The sequence below is a fragment of the Erythrobacter sp. NAP1 genome, from assembly GCF_000152865.1.
In the GTDB taxonomy this organism is placed as follows: domain Bacteria; phylum Pseudomonadota; class Alphaproteobacteria; order Sphingomonadales; family Sphingomonadaceae; genus Erythrobacter.
Genome location: NZ_CH672390.1, coordinates 3,006,498 through 3,021,289 on the forward strand (window position 1 = coordinate 3,006,498; position 14,792 = coordinate 3,021,289).

20 protein-coding genes are annotated in these 14,792 nt (G+C 63.5%); 14 read left to right on the top strand and 6 right to left on the bottom strand.

Annotation, left to right across the window (positions count from 1 at the left end):
* Position 1 precedes the first annotated feature (1 nt).
* The 4 genes from NAP1_RS14475 to NAP1_RS14490 form a co-directional block, all read right to left on the bottom strand.
* On the bottom strand, positions 2-1,039 hold the full coding sequence (locus NAP1_RS14475) for a transglycosylase SLT domain-containing protein (RefSeq protein WP_007166074.1): 1,038 nt from the start codon (positions 1,037-1,039) through the stop codon (positions 2-4).
* Positions 1,040-1,147: 108 nt separating this feature from the next.
* A complete protein-coding gene (locus NAP1_RS14480; RefSeq protein ID WP_007166075.1) occupies positions 1,148-1,471 on the bottom strand; it encodes a flagellar protein FlgN in 324 nt (107 codons plus the stop codon).
* A complete protein-coding gene (locus tag NAP1_RS16110; RefSeq protein ID WP_007166076.1) occupies positions 1,468-1,767 on the bottom strand; it encodes a flagellar biosynthesis anti-sigma factor FlgM in 300 nt (99 codons plus the stop codon). The genes NAP1_RS14480 and NAP1_RS16110 overlap by 4 nt, the downstream gene beginning before the upstream one ends.
* Positions 1,768-1,844: 77 nt before the next feature.
* A complete protein-coding gene (locus tag NAP1_RS14490; RefSeq protein ID WP_007166077.1) occupies positions 1,845-2,393 on the bottom strand; it encodes a flagella basal body P-ring formation protein FlgA in 549 nt (182 codons plus the stop codon).
* Between the two features lie 173 nt (positions 2,394-2,566).
* On the opposite strand from NAP1_RS14490, the gene NAP1_RS14495 reads away from it, so the two are divergent.
* A complete protein-coding gene (locus NAP1_RS14495) occupies positions 2,567-3,625 on the top strand; it encodes a diguanylate cyclase (protein ID WP_007166078.1) in 1,059 nt (352 codons plus the stop codon).
* Here the strand turns inward: NAP1_RS14495 and NAP1_RS14500 are convergent.
* Positions 3,622-4,044: a hypothetical protein gene (locus tag NAP1_RS14500; protein WP_007166079.1), complete on the bottom strand. Its 423-nt coding sequence runs from the start codon at positions 4,042-4,044 to the stop codon at positions 3,622-3,624. The genes NAP1_RS14495 and NAP1_RS14500 overlap by 4 nt on opposite strands.
* Positions 4,041-4,748: a MotA/TolQ/ExbB proton channel family protein gene (locus tag NAP1_RS16115; RefSeq protein ID WP_083776310.1), complete on the bottom strand. Its 708-nt coding sequence runs from the start codon at positions 4,746-4,748 to the stop codon at positions 4,041-4,043. The genes NAP1_RS14500 and NAP1_RS16115 overlap by 4 nt, the downstream gene beginning before the upstream one ends.
* Before the next feature lie 204 nt (positions 4,749-4,952).
* Here NAP1_RS16115 and flgB point away from each other — a divergent pair, with 204 nt between their 5' ends.
* Genes flgB through NAP1_RS14570 form a run of 13 tightly spaced genes read left to right on the top strand, consistent with a single transcriptional unit; the run spans position 4,953 to position 14,760 of the window.
* Positions 4,953-5,306 carry a flagellar basal body rod protein FlgB gene (gene flgB, locus NAP1_RS14510; RefSeq protein ID WP_007166081.1) on the top strand — a complete coding sequence of 118 codons (354 nt, stop codon included), beginning with the start codon at positions 4,953-4,955 and terminating at the stop codon, positions 5,304-5,306.
* Positions 5,307-5,309: 3 nt separating this feature from the next.
* On the top strand, positions 5,310-5,714 hold the full coding sequence (gene flgC / locus NAP1_RS14515; RefSeq protein ID WP_040464501.1) for a flagellar basal body rod protein FlgC: 405 nt from the start codon (positions 5,310-5,312) through the stop codon (positions 5,712-5,714).
* 1 nt (position 5,715) lies between these two features.
* On the top strand, positions 5,716-6,069 hold the full coding sequence (locus NAP1_RS14520; RefSeq protein WP_007166083.1) for a flagellar hook assembly protein FlgD: 354 nt from the start codon (positions 5,716-5,718) through the stop codon (positions 6,067-6,069).
* A gap of 27 nt (positions 6,070-6,096) precedes the next feature.
* Complete coding sequence (locus NAP1_RS14525) at positions 6,097-6,936, top strand: flagellar hook-basal body complex protein (protein ID WP_007166084.1); 840 nt, start codon at positions 6,097-6,099, stop codon at positions 6,934-6,936.
* A gap of 10 nt (positions 6,937-6,946) precedes the next feature.
* Positions 6,947-7,690: a flagellar basal body rod protein FlgF gene (locus NAP1_RS14530; RefSeq protein ID WP_007166085.1), complete on the top strand. Its 744-nt coding sequence runs from the start codon at positions 6,947-6,949 to the stop codon at positions 7,688-7,690.
* Positions 7,691-7,735: 45 nt separating this feature from the next.
* The gene (gene flgG, locus NAP1_RS14535; protein WP_007166086.1) at positions 7,736-8,527 is read left to right on the top strand and encodes a flagellar basal-body rod protein FlgG; all 792 of its coding nucleotides are present in this window, start codon (positions 7,736-7,738) and stop codon (positions 8,525-8,527) included.
* Positions 8,528-8,535: 8 nt separating this feature from the next.
* Positions 8,536-9,219, top strand: a complete 684-nt coding sequence (locus NAP1_RS14540; protein WP_007166087.1) for a flagellar basal body L-ring protein FlgH — start codon at positions 8,536-8,538, stop codon at positions 9,217-9,219.
* Between the two features lie 11 nt (positions 9,220-9,230).
* The gene (locus tag NAP1_RS14545; RefSeq protein ID WP_040464503.1) at positions 9,231-10,337 is read left to right on the top strand and encodes a flagellar basal body P-ring protein FlgI; all 1,107 of its coding nucleotides are present in this window, start codon (positions 9,231-9,233) and stop codon (positions 10,335-10,337) included.
* On the top strand, positions 10,334-10,633 hold the full coding sequence (locus tag NAP1_RS14550) for a rod-binding protein (protein WP_007166089.1): 300 nt from the start codon (positions 10,334-10,336) through the stop codon (positions 10,631-10,633). Before NAP1_RS14545 ends, NAP1_RS14550 begins: the two co-directional genes overlap by 4 nt.
* Positions 10,633-11,991, top strand: coding sequence for a flagellar hook-associated protein FlgK (flgK, locus tag NAP1_RS14555; RefSeq protein ID WP_007166090.1), 1,359 nt, complete (start codon positions 10,633-10,635; stop codon positions 11,989-11,991). The genes NAP1_RS14550 and flgK overlap by 1 nt, the downstream gene beginning before the upstream one ends.
* Entirely contained in the window at positions 11,991-12,908 is a 918-nt protein-coding gene (locus NAP1_RS14560) for a flagellin, N-terminus (RefSeq protein WP_007166091.1), read from the top strand. The genes flgK and NAP1_RS14560 overlap by 1 nt, the downstream gene beginning before the upstream one ends.
* Before the next feature lie 27 nt (positions 12,909-12,935).
* Positions 12,936-13,799, top strand: a complete 864-nt coding sequence (gene motA, locus NAP1_RS14565; protein ID WP_007166092.1) for a flagellar motor stator protein MotA — start codon at positions 12,936-12,938, stop codon at positions 13,797-13,799.
* 1 nt (position 13,800) lies between these two features.
* Positions 13,801-14,760, top strand: coding sequence for a flagellar motor protein MotB (locus tag NAP1_RS14570; protein WP_007166093.1), 960 nt, complete (start codon positions 13,801-13,803; stop codon positions 14,758-14,760).
* Positions 14,761-14,792 lie beyond the last annotated feature (32 nt).

The window sequence follows — 14,792 nt, forward strand, 5'->3', positions numbered from 1 at the left end:
CTCACAGGCCAAGCGCCTTCAGCTGATCATAGGCGCGACGAACCTGTTTCGCATGGGCCTCGCTACCCAGCTTGGCTGCGCTTTCCTGACTGTCGAGCATGTCGGATATCGGAGCGCGCGAACTGGGCGCTGCCAGCGCCAATGTGGATGACGATGCAATGGTTGGGCGATCCTGACCTGTCAGGGTCGGCGGAGTGCGCGGGCCGAACACGGCCTCGTCCGCGATCATGTAAGGCGGGCGGATACTGTCCGGCGGGGTGAGCGAGGCTGCGGCGTAGGCTGGCGGGGGGCTCGCTGGCACATCCGAACGAGCGCGCTCCAGCTTCGCGCTCAGGTAATCCATTACCCCTGCAAGGCTGCGCGGCGCGCCGTTTCTTTCAAAGAACACTGGCTGGTTTGCAGCGGCAGGCCGCCTGAACAGCGCAGCCGCGCTCTGGTTGGGATCCTGCGCCATCTCCGACAGGAACCGCCCGGCTCCGCCAGCGCCGAGGAAATGCGCAAGGTAAAGCTCGCCATGATCGGGTTGCCGACCAAGGATCGGGGCGAGATGTGAGCGGTTGTCCTCTGCCAGTCCTGCTGCCATGAGCGAGGCGACTTCGGGGTCGTTGCGCATCGCAAGGATCGCCTGACGCGCATTGGGGTCTGCGACATAGGCGGTGCCGCCTGGTGTCGTGTCGATTTGCGCGGCGATATTGCCAAGGCCGAAGCGTGCGCCATGGCGCTGCATGGTGCCGAGCCAGGTGCTCTCGATGAACTGGTAGAGCCCAGTGGCGCTTGACGTTCTCGCGCGCGCCGTCGGGTTCATGGCCGATTCCACTTGAGCTTGAGCCACAAGGAAATCGAAGTCGACGCTCGTCGCCTGCGCCGCGTTTGCAATGGCTTCTTCTACGCTCGGGCGCGCGGGTGTGCTGGCTTCGAGTGCGGCTTGCGCGGCGATCTGTCTGGTGGCCCCTTGCTGAGGGTGCGCGCCATGATGGACGCGGGCAGCCTGTTCAAAGGCGCTGCGGATCGCGGAACTGGGAACGGATTGCGGGTTCACGTGGGGCCTCGCTTGCTGCTTCTCTTGGGCCCCGCTCAATCCGCGAAGCCCGCGAGAGGAAGGTCAGCAAGCGCCGTGCCAAACACGGTTAATGCGTCAGCCAAGCCGTCAGGCGATTGCTCCGCCGCGCACTTCGTAAGCTGGCCGCGCTCCGCCAAGCGCTTCAAGCCGGGTGGTCACATTGGCAGCGAGCAGGTTGCGCACCCGCCGGTTTACTTCGTTCAGCGACCGTGCGGCCTCGGCGAGGTCACGAACCCGCGGGTCAAGCGCTTCGGGGCCAAAGGGTGCAATCGCATCGCACAGCGCCTCTTTGTCGCGCGCGAGTTCAAGAAGGGCATCGGCATCAAGTCCGGCAAGCGCTTGCCGCTCGGCCTCCAGCACGGCAATCATCTGCCGCAGATTGCCGGTGAGATTTGTGGCGCCGGTGCTCAACGCCCTATCCCTAGGCTGAGCTGCGCTGCGATCATCGCATCGGCGATTTCCGTCGGCACCAACGGGTAACTGCCGTCCTTGAGAGCCTCGCGAATTTGCGCGACACGATCATTGTCGACTGGCGCTCTTTGCGTGTCGAGCGATCCGCTCACTTCGATGGAGACGCCCTGCGCCCCGGACGGGACACCCGTCCGATTGCTCTCGCCTGCCGGTGGACGACCTGCGGCGATGTCGGTGTCGGACAGAGCGCGAGGCGCAGTGACGGACTGCAATTTGCTCAGTTCGAAAGAGGGCATGGTGCTTCTCCGGGTGGTGCTATCATGGGTGAGAACGGCTGGGCGAGCGCGTCTTTAAGGCCTGTGGGAGCGATTGTTCACGGGGCCGGAATGATCGCGAGGCCGGGCCGCTCAATGCGGGCGCGGACCGGCTGAGCATCGCGCGAAGTGCGCACGGCGATCCAGTCGCCTGGGCTGCCATTTTCCATCGCCTCGCCTGCCTGCTGAACCGTGAAGCCGCGTCCCCGCACCGCAATCGTGAGCGGGTCGCCTCGGGTGACAACAGGCTCCGCTTTGTCCGGCACATTGGCTGTGTGAGCGGCGATGAAGATGCGCCAAGGCTGGGGCCCTGCGCAACTCACCGCAAGGGTCGTACGCGCCCTGCCATGCCAACTGATGCCAAGCGGAGCAGCGCATGCCGCCAGCCTGAGCCGCCGGTCGGCGGGCATGCGTGCACTGCCTTCCTGTCCGATGGGCAAGCCCGTAAATTCGACGATGGCGCGGTCAATCGCGGCGGGATCCATGTGGGGACCCTGAGTGGCATTTTGCGCGCCGACGGGCGCGGCGGCTGCGAGCATTCCGGAAAGCCCGACTGCAATCAGGGCGCCCTTTACGCGCGGGTAGCGTGCTGGTGCGGTGAGTTTCATTCTCTGCCTTTCAATTGGCCATGAGCGATTTGCTTTTTCCTGCGAGCTCATGAAGCAAACGCCATGCCAATCAGCGCATTAAGGGAGATTGCGAAGCGTGGCAGAGGCCCGATTTAACTTCGCGGCCATAGGCACTTGGGTGTTGCCAGCCATGCCAAGGACACGACGCCGCAATGCCGACACAGCCGCTTCTCAAGCCGCTCGACAATCCACCGATGAGCCGGGCGCGTGAGGCGCGCCGCGAATTGCTTGAGCGCATTTCCGATTTTATCATGCGACATGATCTGAACGTGACCGGCGCCAATCTCGCCGCGATCGGGACCGCCCTTTCAGGCACGAATGTCGCCTTGGCAGAGGCGGTCGCTCAAAGAGAGATTGCGCGCGAACCGATTGACCAGCGCTGGCTTGATACGGTGATGCGGCTCGACCCGGAGACGGGCAAACGCATGAACGAGCTCGAAAAGCTTATGGACCGGATGGAATATGCGCTGATGCGTTTTGCCCAGACGGCGAAGTCGGCTCAGGACGAGACATGCGAACATCGCGGCGCGCTGGGTGCGGAAATAGAGCGGCTGTCGATCAATGACGATGCGCAGCCGATCGCCCCGGACGTAACCCGCGTGATTGACCTGTCTCGTGCAATGTTGGACCGCCTGAGCGAGGCGGAAGCCGCCATGGAACGCAGTCAGGCCGAGACCGACAAGCTGCGCTCAAGTCTCGCCGAGGCTCGGATCGAGGCCGATGTCGATCACCTGACCCGGCTTCCCAATCGCCGTTCGTTCGAGCGCCAGCTGATCGCGGCCGCACAGAAGGTCGAGCAAGAGGGAGCAAAGCTCTGCGTTGCCTTTTGCGACGTCGACAATTTCAAACAGGTCAATGACAAGCACGGCCACGATGCCGGTGACCGGGTGTTGGTCGCGATTGCAGGCACCTTGAACGATCATGCCAGTAACGACTGCTTCGTCGCTCGCCACGGTGGAGAGGAGTTTGTCCTGTTGCTCCACGATGTCGATCTTGAGGAGGCATGGCGCAAGCTCGACGCAGTCCGGCGGGCTCAGGCACTCAAGCGCATGGTCAACCGCGAAACCGGTAAATCCTTTGGGAAGATCACGTTCTCAGGCGGTATTGCACAGGTGCATGGGGCGGGCGACGCCCGCGATGCGCTCGCGCGCGCTGACGCAGCCTTGTATGAGGCCAAGCGCGAGGGCCGCGATCGGATTGTCACGGGCTAGGGCCTGATCGGCTGCATTGGCGCATCGTAAGCGAGGCTTGCATAGAGGTCGCTTTCCTCCCCGCGCGCGATGACGATGCGCACGGCATAACCTGCCTCATCCGCTTGCGCGGAAAGCCTTTGCGCAGCAGCCCACGCTGCGGCTCGGTCTTCGCCCTGATACTGAGCATAAATCGTTAATGTGGAGCGATGATCGACGGGCTGGCTGGCCAGCCATTCGCGCAAGTCTGGTCCTGACGCCGATGGCCGAAAAAGCGCTTGGGAGGGCGCGAATTGTGGCTCTTGAGTTGGCGAGGACGTCTTGCCGCCAGCCACATCCTCGGTTTCGCTGCCGGCCAATCCGGAAAGCGTCACCAGGAAAAGGATCAGCGCAAGATCTGCGAGCACAAGCTGCCAGCTTTGCGGTGCAGCCGGGTTCATGCGGCGTCTCTCAATTGCGACGTGTTGCGCACGCGATGCGGGCCGATCTCATTCAGAAACCAGTCTAGCATTGCGCTGCGGACGTGTTCTTCCGCATCGCTTTGGCGCTCGATTGCTCGGGCAATCGGGAAGTAGACCAGATGCGCGGTCAGCACGCCGTAGAGCGTGGAGAGCACCGCGCTTGCGAGCGAGGCCATGATTGTCTGCGAGGTCTCGAACCCCGGGCCCGGCATCAGCTGGGTGATGGCAAAAAGAGTGCCGACCAGACCGAAAACCGGTGCAAGTTCGCCTGCAGTCTCGAAAAGGCGTGCCCCGCGCGCTCTGTCGGCAAGGCGCGCCTTGCGCGCTTCGCAAGCGGCTTCGTGAAGTTTATCGAGGCTACCCGTTGAAAGATAGCGTTCGACCGATGCTGCCAGGTCAGGGTCAGGCGGCAGATCGGTTTCGCTGCAAAGGGCGCCGCGCTTGCTGATGCTGACGGCGCACCGTGCGAGCGCTGAACGGTTGGCACCTTCATCGAACCCGCGATGCCCAAGGCGCAAAAGCGCGCGCACGCCGCTCGCCAAGCCGCTGCGCCCGCTGCGTGCGGCAGCCGCCGCCCAGGTCCCGGCAATCACGATGCTGATCGCGGAAATGTCGATCAGGGGCGCAAGCGCGCTCATCATTCGTACCGTCTCCCGCGTGATCGACCGTTTGTGTGTCGCCATGAGAACGGATGCCAACGTGCAGGATTAAGGTGATGGACACGGCAAGGCAGCGGATTGCCGTTCGCCTGCAAGGCTTTGCCGTTGTTTGCCGGTCCGCCGTGCTCCGGCGCCCGATCCTGCCCCTTCCGAGGCACTTGGCACGCATTCTGCAACCCTCCCGGCAAACCCGGTTCTCACCGTCCAGAGGAATGCGAAGGCTCGATCATGTCAGAGACGATTTTCGGAATACACGGTGCCGCGCTTGAGCTTCGATCGCAGCGCATGGGCGTGATCGCGTCGAACATCGCCAATGCGGCAACGCCGGGCTTCAAGGCGCGCGACATGGACTTCAACGCGGCACTCAATGCGCGGCTGGAGACACAGCGCGGCGCGCCTGCAGCCTTTGGCGAGCCCGAACTGCTCTATCGGCGCTCCGCCATGCCCACGCTCGATGGAAACACGGTCGAATTGTCGCGCGAACAGGTCGCCTTTGCCGAGAACGCTCTGGCCTATTCCGCAACGCTCAGCTTCGTGCAGGGGAAGGTCAGCACGATCACCCGCGCGCTTAAGGGCGAGTGATCGATGTCTGAGCGTACCACCCTCTTCTCCATGACCGAGCGCGCGATGTCAGCGCAGCTCGTGCGCATGAATGTCGCCACCTCGAATCTCGCCAATGCCGGATCGGTCGCTTCGTCCGAGGCCGAAGCCTATCGGCCGATGCGCGCGGTTTTCCGGGCCGAGCTCGACCGCGCGAGCGGGCTTTCGAGCGTGCAAACAGCCGGCATCACCCAGTCCAATGAAGCGCCCAGCAAGCGCTACGACCCTTCGCATCCGCTCGCCGACGAGACGGGGCACGTTTTCGAAGCGCCCGTCGATGAAAGCGCCGAGATGGTCGAGATCATGGATAGCGCGCGCCAGTACCAGAACATGGTTCAGGCGCTTCAGACCGCGAAACAGCTGATGCTGGAAACGCTCAGGAGCAATTGAAATGAATGCCATCACCACGCCGTCTGGCGCTGACCTCAAGGCCAATCTCGACCGGATCAACGCGCCTTCGACCATTCGAAGGGAGAGCGCCGCGGCATCGCTCGATTCCGAAGATTTCCTGCGGCTGATGACTGCGCAGCTCGCCAATCAGGACCCGCTTGAACCACAATCGAACGAGCAGATGCTCGCCCAGTTGGCGCAGTTCTCGAACCTTGAGAACGGCACGGCCTCGCGAGCCACGCTCGATGAGATTTCCGCCAAGCTCGACGCGCTGATCGAAGCGCAGGAGCGCGCGGCAGCCGCCGCCGCTTCGGCTGCCGAGGCTGCCGCCTTTGCGAACCAGATCGCCACCTGACCCCCGAACCACCCAAGGAACAAATCCATGTCATTCTTCACCTCGCTCAGCGGCATGCGCAATGCAGAGACCGACCTTCGCGTCATCTCGAACAACATCGCCAATGCCGAAACCGCCGGCTTTAAGAAGTCGAGCGCGCAATTCTCCGACCTCGTCGCGAGCGGTGGTAGCACCGATCCGCGCACTACGCCCGGGATCGGCGCGACTGTCTCGCGCATCTCGCAGGATTTCGGCCTCGGCCAGCTGGAACAGACGGGCCGGGCGCTCGATATCGCGATCAATGGTGGAGGCTTCATCACCTCTGCCAACGCGATTTCGGGCGACATAAACTTTACCCGCAACGGCAACCTCGAAATTGTCGCCAGCGGCACTCTGCAGGACGCATTCGGCGACCGCATTCAGGGCTTCCCGGTCGACGGCGCGGGCACACCGACCTCGAATGTCCCCGCCGACATCACCATCCCCACCTCGCGCACGGTGACCGATCCCGGCACGGGCGCGACGCAGGATTTCCAGCTCACCAGCGTCGGCTTCGATGCGCGCGGGGTGCTGACAGCGACCTATTCCGACGGCTTCAGCGAGCCGGTTGCGATGTTGTCGCTCGCAACCTTCCCCGCAAATGGGGGCCTGCGCTCGATCGGGCAGACCAAGTGGGAGGCGACCGCGGAATCGGGCGATCCCGAGTTCGGCCAGCCCGGCGTCGGCAACTTCGGCGCGATCGCGACGGGCACGCTCGAACGCTCGAACGTCGATCTTGCCGAGGAAATGGTCTCGCTCCTCACCGCACAGCGCAATTTCCAGGCGAATGCGCGCGCGATCGACACAGCGACCGCGATTACCCAGACCGTGCTCAACCTGCAGCGGTAAGGCGTAGACGATGGACCGCCTGATCTACACCGCGCTCACCGGCATGGATGCGAGCATGAACCGCCAGCGCATGGTGGCAAACAATCTCGCAAACGCCTCGACACCGGGCTTTCGCAAGGAGGTCTTCACGGTAACGCCTTCGACGCTGCGAGACGGTTCGATAGAGGCGCGCTCGCTGGCGAAGGGCGCGGTGCGATCGGCGGATATGGCACCTGCCAAGGTCAATCCCACCGGACAGCCGCTCGATATCGCGGTGGAGGGCGAGGCGCTCATCGCGTTTCAATCGCCCGGCGGAGGCGAGGTTTATTCGCGCCGCGGAGACTTGCGCGTTGCGCCCACGGGCCTGCTCGAAAACGGAGAGGGCCTGCCGGTGCTTGGCGAAAGCGGCGCGCCGGTGACGGTGCCCGCGGGTTTTCGCGTGACAGTCGCGCCCGACGGGACGCTGCTTGCATCCGACCCCGCAGCGCCGGGTGAGGAACCCGCTGCAATCGACCGGATCAAGCTGGCCTCCCCGCAAGGCAGCGCGCTCGCAAAGGGCACCGACAGCTTCCTGCGAGTTCCCGGTGGCGGTGTGCTTCCCACAGACCCGACTGCGCGGGTGATCCCCGGAGCGCTTGAGGGATCGAATGTGGAGACCGCCGGGACCCTGATCGACATGATCGATGCCCAGCGCGCTTTCGAACAGCGCGCGCGGATCATCCAGACCGCCGGCGAGCTCGATGAAGCGAGCAGCCGCTTGCTCTCCATGGGCTGACAAAGCGCCCGAGCCTCAGACCCAATTTCAAGGAACTATTGAACCATGCCCACTTCCGCCCTTCACGTCGCCCGCACAGGGCTCGAGGCACAGGATGCGCGCATGCGCGTCATCGCCAACAACCTCGCCAATATCGGCACAACCGGCTTCAAGCGCGACCGCGCCGAATTTGCGACGCTCGCCTATCAGGAGATGCGCGTTGCCGGGCAGCAATCCACCCAGCAGACCGCCTTTGCGACCGGGCTCAATCTCGGCACGGGCGTGCAGGTGACCGGCACAAGCCGGATCGAGGCGCAGGGGACGCTCAACCAGACAGGCAATTCGCTCGATCTCGCGCTCGACGGACCCGGTTTCTTCCAGGTCGAACTGCCCGGTGGCGGCGACATTGCCTACACCCGCGCAGGGAACTTCACGCTGTCGCCCGAAGGCCAGCTGGTCACGACCCAGGGCTATGCGCTGACCCCGCCGATCCAAGTGCCGCAGGGCGCGCAGAATATCACCATCGCTCCCGATGGCACGGTCAGCGCAGTGCAGCCGGGACAGACCGCGCCGATCCAGATCGGGCAGCTTCAAGTCGCAAGCTTCGTCAATCCGGCAGGGCTTCGCGCGATCGGCGACAATTTCCTCGTCGAGACGGCGGCCAGCGGTCCGGTCGATGCAGGCCTTGCCGGGCAGTTCGGGCGCGGGAACATCCGCCAGGGCATGCTCGAAACCTCGAACGTCAACGTGGTCGAGGAACTGGTCGAAATGATCGAGGCGCAGCGCGCTTACGAGATCAATTCGAAGATGGTGAGCTCGGTCGACGAGATGCTTCGCAACGCGAACCAGACGCTGTGAGGCCGATCATGAAACGGATCTTCCGCCTCGCCACGCTGACACTTGCCGCATTCTCGCTTTCCGCCTGCCTTGCGAACGGAGCCAAGCGCGAGCTTGGCTTTGCTGCACCTCCGCCGCCGCCTGCCATGGCGCCGATCGCAGGGGCCGAATATGCGAACAAGGGTTCGATCTATCAGGCGAGCCAGGGCTATGCGCCGCTCGTCACCGGAACGCGCGCGCGGGGCCTCGGCGACATGGTCACGATCCTGCTGGTTGAAAGCACCGCCACATCGAAGAGCATAACCGGGCAGACAGACCGCTCCGGCGGCCTCGCACTTATACCGCCCAGCGCCGGGCCGCTCGGCTTTCTCAACCCCGATGCTCTTAATGCTTCGGGCTCTGGGTCGTTCAATGGTTCTGGGAATGCCGCGCAGCAGAGCCAGCTGACCGGCACCGTCGCGGTCACGATTGCCGCGATCTACCCGAACGGAACGGCTGAAGTGGTTGGAGAGAAACAAATGGCGCTTTCGCAGGGCGATGAGTGGGTCCAGTTCTCAGGTCGCATCCGGCTCGTCGATATTGATGTCGACAACACGCTGCCGTCCTCGCGCGTTGCCAATGCGCGGATCATCTACACGGGCCAGGGCGCGGTCCAGCGGGCGAGCCGTCCGGGATGGCTGTCGCGCTTCTTCGGCTCGATTTCTCCGTTCTGAGGCGCGCGACCATGACGACATTCTCCAAACTCCTGCTCGCCCTCTTCGCAATAGTCGCCTGGGCCGCGCCGCAAGCCGCCCAGGCCGAGCGCATTCGCGATCTTGGCCAGTTCGAAGGGCTGCGCGCGAACCAGCTTACCGGATATGGCGTCGTCGTGGGGCTTCAGGGGACGGGCGACGATAACCTCGCCTATGTCACCGAAGCGATGCGCGGTGTCTCGGGTAGGCTGGGCCTCCAATTGCCTCCCGGCGTCAACCCGAACCTGCGCAATGCGGCCGCGGTGATCGTCACGGCTGAATTGCCCGCTTTCGCCAAGCCTGGACAGCGCATCGACATCACGGTCTCGACCCTTGGCCAAGCGCGGTCCTTGCGCGGAGGCGCGCTGGTGCTCGCGCCGCTCTACGGGGCGGATGGGCAGATCTACGCGATGGCTCAGGGCAATGTTGCGGTTGGCGGGCTGGGCGTATCCGGACGCGATGGCTCGCAGGTTTCGGTCAATGTAACGACAGTTGGACGCATAGCTGATGGCGCAACGGTAGAGCGAACGGTTGCAACCGGATTCGAACGCGAAGGCACTTTGCGCTTCAACCTTCACCAGGCGGATTTCCTGACCGCAGCGCGCGTGCGCGATGCGATCAATGTCGCCTATCCGGGCATGGCGCGGATCGCCGACGGGGTGAGCATCGAGCTCGCGCTCCCCTTCGGTAATGACGAGCGCGCCGCTGCACTTGCCACCATAGAGATGTTGCCTGTCACCCCCGCGCCAGTCGCGGCGCGCGTGATCGTCAATTCGCGCACCGGGACCGTTGTCATAAATCAGTCCGTGCGCCTCGCGCCCGCTGCGATCAGTCACGGCAAGCTCGTTATCCGCATTGATGAAGCACCGCGCGTGGTCCAGCCCGAACCCTTTGGCCTTGGCGACACCGAGATCGAGGAATCCTCCGAGATAACGGTCGAACAGCAATCCAGCCGTGTCGCGCTGATGCCTGGAGCAGCCTCGCTCAGCGAAATTGTCGATGCGCTCAACCTTCTGGGCGTGGGCGCGGCGGATCTGGTGGTGATCCTGGAGAGCCTCAAACAGGCGGGCGCCTTGCAGGCCGAAATGGTGGTCCTGTGATCGATGCCCCGCGCATCTCGCCGATCTCCGGCCCTGACCAACTCGATTCCGAGCGCCTTGCCTTGCGCGAAGCGGCTGAAGGGTTCGAGGCCATCATGGTTCGCAAGATGCTCGAGGCCGCGCGCTCCTCCAGCTTGGCGGAGGACACCCCGCTCACTGGCGGCGGGCGCCAGCAATTCGAGACGATGCGCGACGAACACTTCGCTGAAATCGCCGCCCGGTCCGGCACCCTCGGGTTTGCCCGGAGCATCGAGGAACAGCTTGCTCAATTCCTAGATGCGAAGGGTGAAGGGTAATGCCAACCAACCTCATATCCATCGGCAGAAGCGGCGCCGCAGCGGCGAAGGCCAGCATCGAATTGACCGCGCAAAACATCGCCAATGCGTCGAACCCGGATTATGTCCGCCGCAGCTTGCAGCTCACGGAATTTGTCGGAGTGGCGAGGATCGACTTTCAATCGTCGAGCTCGCTTGCAGGTGTACGGATCGGCGGGATTGAGCGTCCCAACAGCGAGTTGATCCAGCGCCGAGCGCGTGACAGCGCTTCCGATCTCGCTCGTGCCGAAGCGGAACTCACAGGGCTTCGCGATGCGGAGACAGCTCTGGAGCAATCCGGTCTCTTTCGCGGGCTCGTCGACTTTGAAGCGGCTCTGAGGGTGCTTGAGGGTGATCCAACCGATCAGGCGCTGCGCGCAGGAGCGCTCGAAAGCGCTCGCCAACTGGCACAGACATTTCAATTGGCCGATTTCTCGCTCGGCAACGCACGCCAACTCGTCGAGGATGACGTCAATGTCGGTGTCGACCGGATCAACGGCGCGGCGAGCGAAGTGGCGCGCATCAATCTCGAACTTGCCAATGCGCGTGATGGCACGGCTGCGCAGGCTTCGCTGCTCGACGCGCGCGATGCGGCCCTGCGCGAAATCTCGTCCGAATTTGGAATCATTGCCCGATTTGACGAGTTCGGCGCGGCCGAGGTTCGGTTGGTCGGCACACCTTCGCCAGCGGGTGAGGAAGGTCTCCTGCTGGTCGAAGGCGGCAAGTTCAGTGAATTGAGCGCGCAGATCGATCCCCAGGGCACGGCCAGCTTCAATTTCGGCGGCGCTCCCTTTGCTCCGCTGAGCGGGGCAATGGCAGGCCGCGCATCGGCTCTCACCGATCTTTCTGGCAGGCAATCCTCGCTCGACGCGATCGCAGGCCAGACTATTGCGCAGGCCAATGCAGCGCAGGCATCGGGCGCCGCGCTCGACGGTTCGGCTGGGCAGCCGCTCTTCAGCGGCTCAGATGCTGGGACGATAGAGCTTGCGCTTGCCAGCGGTGAAGACCTCGCGTTAGCGCCAGCTGGCTCGCCACCGGCAAGCCGGGACACGGCCAACCTCTCGAATGCGCTCGATGCGCTTGGTGCAGATGACGGCCCGATCGCCTCGGTCGACCGGTTGTTATTGTCGCTGTCGAGCAGGATTTCCGGCATCGAGACGACGCGCGAGGGGCTGGCGATCATCAACTCGTCGGCCCAGGCCGATCTTTTGTCTGAAACCGGAGTGGACCTTGATGCAGAGGCGGCGAGCCTCATCCGGTTGCAACAGGCATTCGAAGCCAACAGCCGCGTCATCCAGGTCGCGAGCGAGCTTTTCGACACTATACTGGGGCTGAACTGATGAGCTTCGTCAGCAATTCCACCGGCGCGTTTTTCGAACGCTCGCTGACCCAGATGGGTTCGCTTCGTAAGGACGTCGAGCGCCTCCAGACCCAGATTGCGACAGGCGTTCGGATCGAGCGCGGTTCCGACGACCCTGTTGCCGCATCGCGTCTGCGGGCTCTTGCACGGCTTGAGACGCGCGGAGCGACCGAGGCGGAAAACGCGGCGCGGCTGGAACAGGACCTTGCGGAAGCGGGCAACCAGATCGAGGGCGTTGTCTCCATTCTCCAGCGCGCCCGCGAGCTCGCCGTTCTCGCAGCGAGCGACACGACGGGCGAGACCGGGCGGGCCGCGATTGCAGACGAACTCGATCAGATGTCGGACGAGCTGTTCGCGCGCTCCAACTCGCTCTCGATCACAGGCGCGCCGCTATTTGCGGGAACCGCTGGTGCACCTGCATTCGTGCGCGATGCAAATGGGGTCGTCACGTATAATGGCAACGGCCAGAGCGGCGCGATCCCGGTCGCGCCGGGGACCGAGATTGAGCGCGGCGTCACCGGCGCCCAATTGTTCGAATTCGACGTGGGAGGCGCGCCGACCAGCAGTTTTGCCGTCATCGCCGACCTTGCCATTGCCATGCGCTCCGCTGGCGGTGATCCGGCACAGGCCGCCCGCGACGCGCTGGCCGGGATCGATGCCGCAATCGACACGGCCAATCGGAGCCAGACAGTGATCGGCACGCGCGCAGGCTGGGTCGAGGCGATTCAGCAGGACCAGCAGACCCGCGCCATCGACGTTGCCGAAAAACGCTCGCAAATAGCCGACACCGACGTCGCCGATACGATCGTTCGTCTGCAACAGGCATTGACCGCGCTCGAAGCCAGCCAGGCAAGCTTCACGCGTGTCTCGTCGCTGACCTTGTTCAACGCGCTCTGACGTCAGCCAAGACAAGGAAGGCCAGCCATGTTCGCCGCTATCGGTATCATCGTTCTGATCGTGATGGTCTTTGGCGGCTTCACGCTGGCAGGCGGCGCCTTGGGACCGATCCTTGCCGCGCTTCCGCTTGAGATGATGATGATCGGAGGAGCGGCAATCGGCGCGGTCCTGATCGGCAACTCGATGCACGAGATCAAGCTGCTCGGCAAAGGAGTGGCGAAGGTCTTTAAGGGGCCCAAATTCACGAACGAAGACCACATCGACGCGATTGCGCTCACCAGCAAGCTGATGAAAGTCCTTCGTTCCGATGGAGCGGTTGCGCTTGAAAGCCATGTGACCGATCCGGCCAATTCGGCGATCTTCAGCGAATATCCGCGCCTTCAGAGCGATCCGGTCGTAGTCGACATGATCTGCGACCCGCTTACGCTGATGGTGGTTTCATCGGGCTCGCTTGACACCCACGCAATCGAAGATGTGATCGACAATGCGATCAAGACGCAGCTTCACGAAATGGAAGAGCCAGCGCACACCATTCAATCGCTCGCGGATGCCTTCCCCGCTCTTGGGATCGTGGCTGCGGTGCTCGGCGTCATCAAGACCATGGGCGCCATCGATCAGCCACCCGAAATCCTAGGCAAGATGATCGGAGCGGCGCTGGTCGGGACTTTTCTGGGTGTGCTCCTTGCCTACGGGTTTGCCGGACCCATGGCGAGCCGCCTGAAGCAGGTGAATACGCACGACCAGCAGATCTTTCATTCGATCAAGCAGGTCATCGTCTCAAGCCTGCACGGATATCCGCAGCCGCTCGTTCTGGAAGCAGCGCGCTCCGGCCTGCCGCCTGCACACAGACCCAAGCTCACCGATCTGCTCGACACGATGAGAGGGCGTTAGGGTGGCTGACGCTGAGGCACCTGTCCCGCCCGCTCCGATCATCGTCAAGAAGGTGACGATTGCGCAAGGCGATGGCCATCATGGCGGCGCGTGGAAGGTTGCCTATGCCGACTTCGTGACGGCAATGATGGCGTTCTTCCTGCTTCTCTGGCTGCTCGGGGCAACCGAAGAGAACCAACGCCGAGGCATCGCAGACTACTTCGCGCCAACGCTGGTCAAGACACGCCAGCAAAGCGCGGGGGCAGACGGGATGCTGGGTGGCAGTTCGCTGACCGACGTCGACAACTACCCCAATGCTCAAGGTCAGACGGGCACGTTGTCGATCACGGTTCCGCGCGGAGCGGAGGGTGGGCCGATGGAAGGCGGCGGGGATGGCGATATCGAGACAGAGCGGCTCGACCGATTGCGAGAGCAGATTGACGAGGCCCTCGCTCAGCGACGCCAAATCTCGCACCTGGCACGCCAGGTGAAGGTGATGCGCGCGCCCGATGGGATTCGTATTGACCTCGTCGATGATGCCGACTTCTCGATGTTCGCACTCGGCACGACGATCCTCACGCAGGACGCGCGCGGATTGCTTGAGGTGATCGGTGAAGTGTTGGAAGCGCAGCGCACGCCGCTGATCCTCCGTGGCCACACCGATTCGCTCCCCTGGCGAGACGGTATCACGGCCAACAACTGGTCGCTTTCTGCAGGCCGGGCCGAAGCGACACGGCAAGCCCTGATCGCAAGCGGGCTGGAAGCGAACAGGTTCGCCCGGATTGAAGGCGTCGCGGATACCGAGCCCTTGATTGCCGACAACCCCGCCGACCCGCGCAACCGGCGTATCTCGCTGCTTTTGCTTGAACAGCAGCGCGGGTCGGGAAGGCGGCGCGCGCCGCCAGTGAATGCAGCGCAGACCGCATCGCCTGCGCAATCCTCCGTAAGGATAAGCGCCGAGGGCACCGCTCCGCGCTCGTAAACCATGTTTGCCTAGCGTTCTTTCCCAACATC

Coding starts and splice junctions, on each gene's coding strand:
- flgB (WP_007166081.1), top strand. CDS start 4,953: ATGTCAGAGACGATTTTCGGAATACACGGTGCCGCGCTTGAGCTTCGA.
- NAP1_RS14500 (WP_007166079.1), bottom strand. CDS start 4,044: ATGAACCCGGCTGCACCGCAAAGCTGGCAGCTTGTGCTCGCAGATCTT.
- NAP1_RS14495 (WP_007166078.1), top strand. CDS start 2,567: ATGCCGACACAGCCGCTTCTCAAGCCGCTCGACAATCCACCGATGAGC.
- motA (WP_007166092.1), top strand. CDS start 12,936: ATGTTCGCCGCTATCGGTATCATCGTTCTGATCGTGATGGTCTTTGGC.
- NAP1_RS14540 (WP_007166087.1), top strand. CDS start 8,536: ATGAAACGGATCTTCCGCCTCGCCACGCTGACACTTGCCGCATTCTCG.
- NAP1_RS14525 (WP_007166084.1), top strand. CDS start 6,097: ATGTCATTCTTCACCTCGCTCAGCGGCATGCGCAATGCAGAGACCGAC.
- NAP1_RS14490 (WP_007166077.1), bottom strand. CDS start 2,393: ATGAAACTCACCGCACCAGCACGCTACCCGCGCGTAAAGGGCGCCCTG.
- NAP1_RS16110 (WP_007166076.1), bottom strand. CDS start 1,767: ATGCCCTCTTTCGAACTGAGCAAATTGCAGTCCGTCACTGCGCCTCGC.
- flgC (WP_040464501.1), top strand. CDS start 5,310: ATGTCTGAGCGTACCACCCTCTTCTCCATGACCGAGCGCGCGATGTCA.
- NAP1_RS14545 (WP_040464503.1), top strand. CDS start 9,231: ATGACGACATTCTCCAAACTCCTGCTCGCCCTCTTCGCAATAGTCGCC.
- flgK (WP_007166090.1), top strand. CDS start 10,633: ATGCCAACCAACCTCATATCCATCGGCAGAAGCGGCGCCGCAGCGGCG.
- NAP1_RS14560 (WP_007166091.1), top strand. CDS start 11,991: ATGAGCTTCGTCAGCAATTCCACCGGCGCGTTTTTCGAACGCTCGCTG.
- NAP1_RS16115 (WP_083776310.1), bottom strand. CDS start 4,748: ATGGCGACACACAAACGGTCGATCACGCGGGAGACGGTACGAATGATG.
- NAP1_RS14520 (WP_007166083.1), top strand. CDS start 5,716: ATGAATGCCATCACCACGCCGTCTGGCGCTGACCTCAAGGCCAATCTC.
- NAP1_RS14530 (WP_007166085.1), top strand. CDS start 6,947: ATGGACCGCCTGATCTACACCGCGCTCACCGGCATGGATGCGAGCATG.
- flgG (WP_007166086.1), top strand. CDS start 7,736: ATGCCCACTTCCGCCCTTCACGTCGCCCGCACAGGGCTCGAGGCACAG.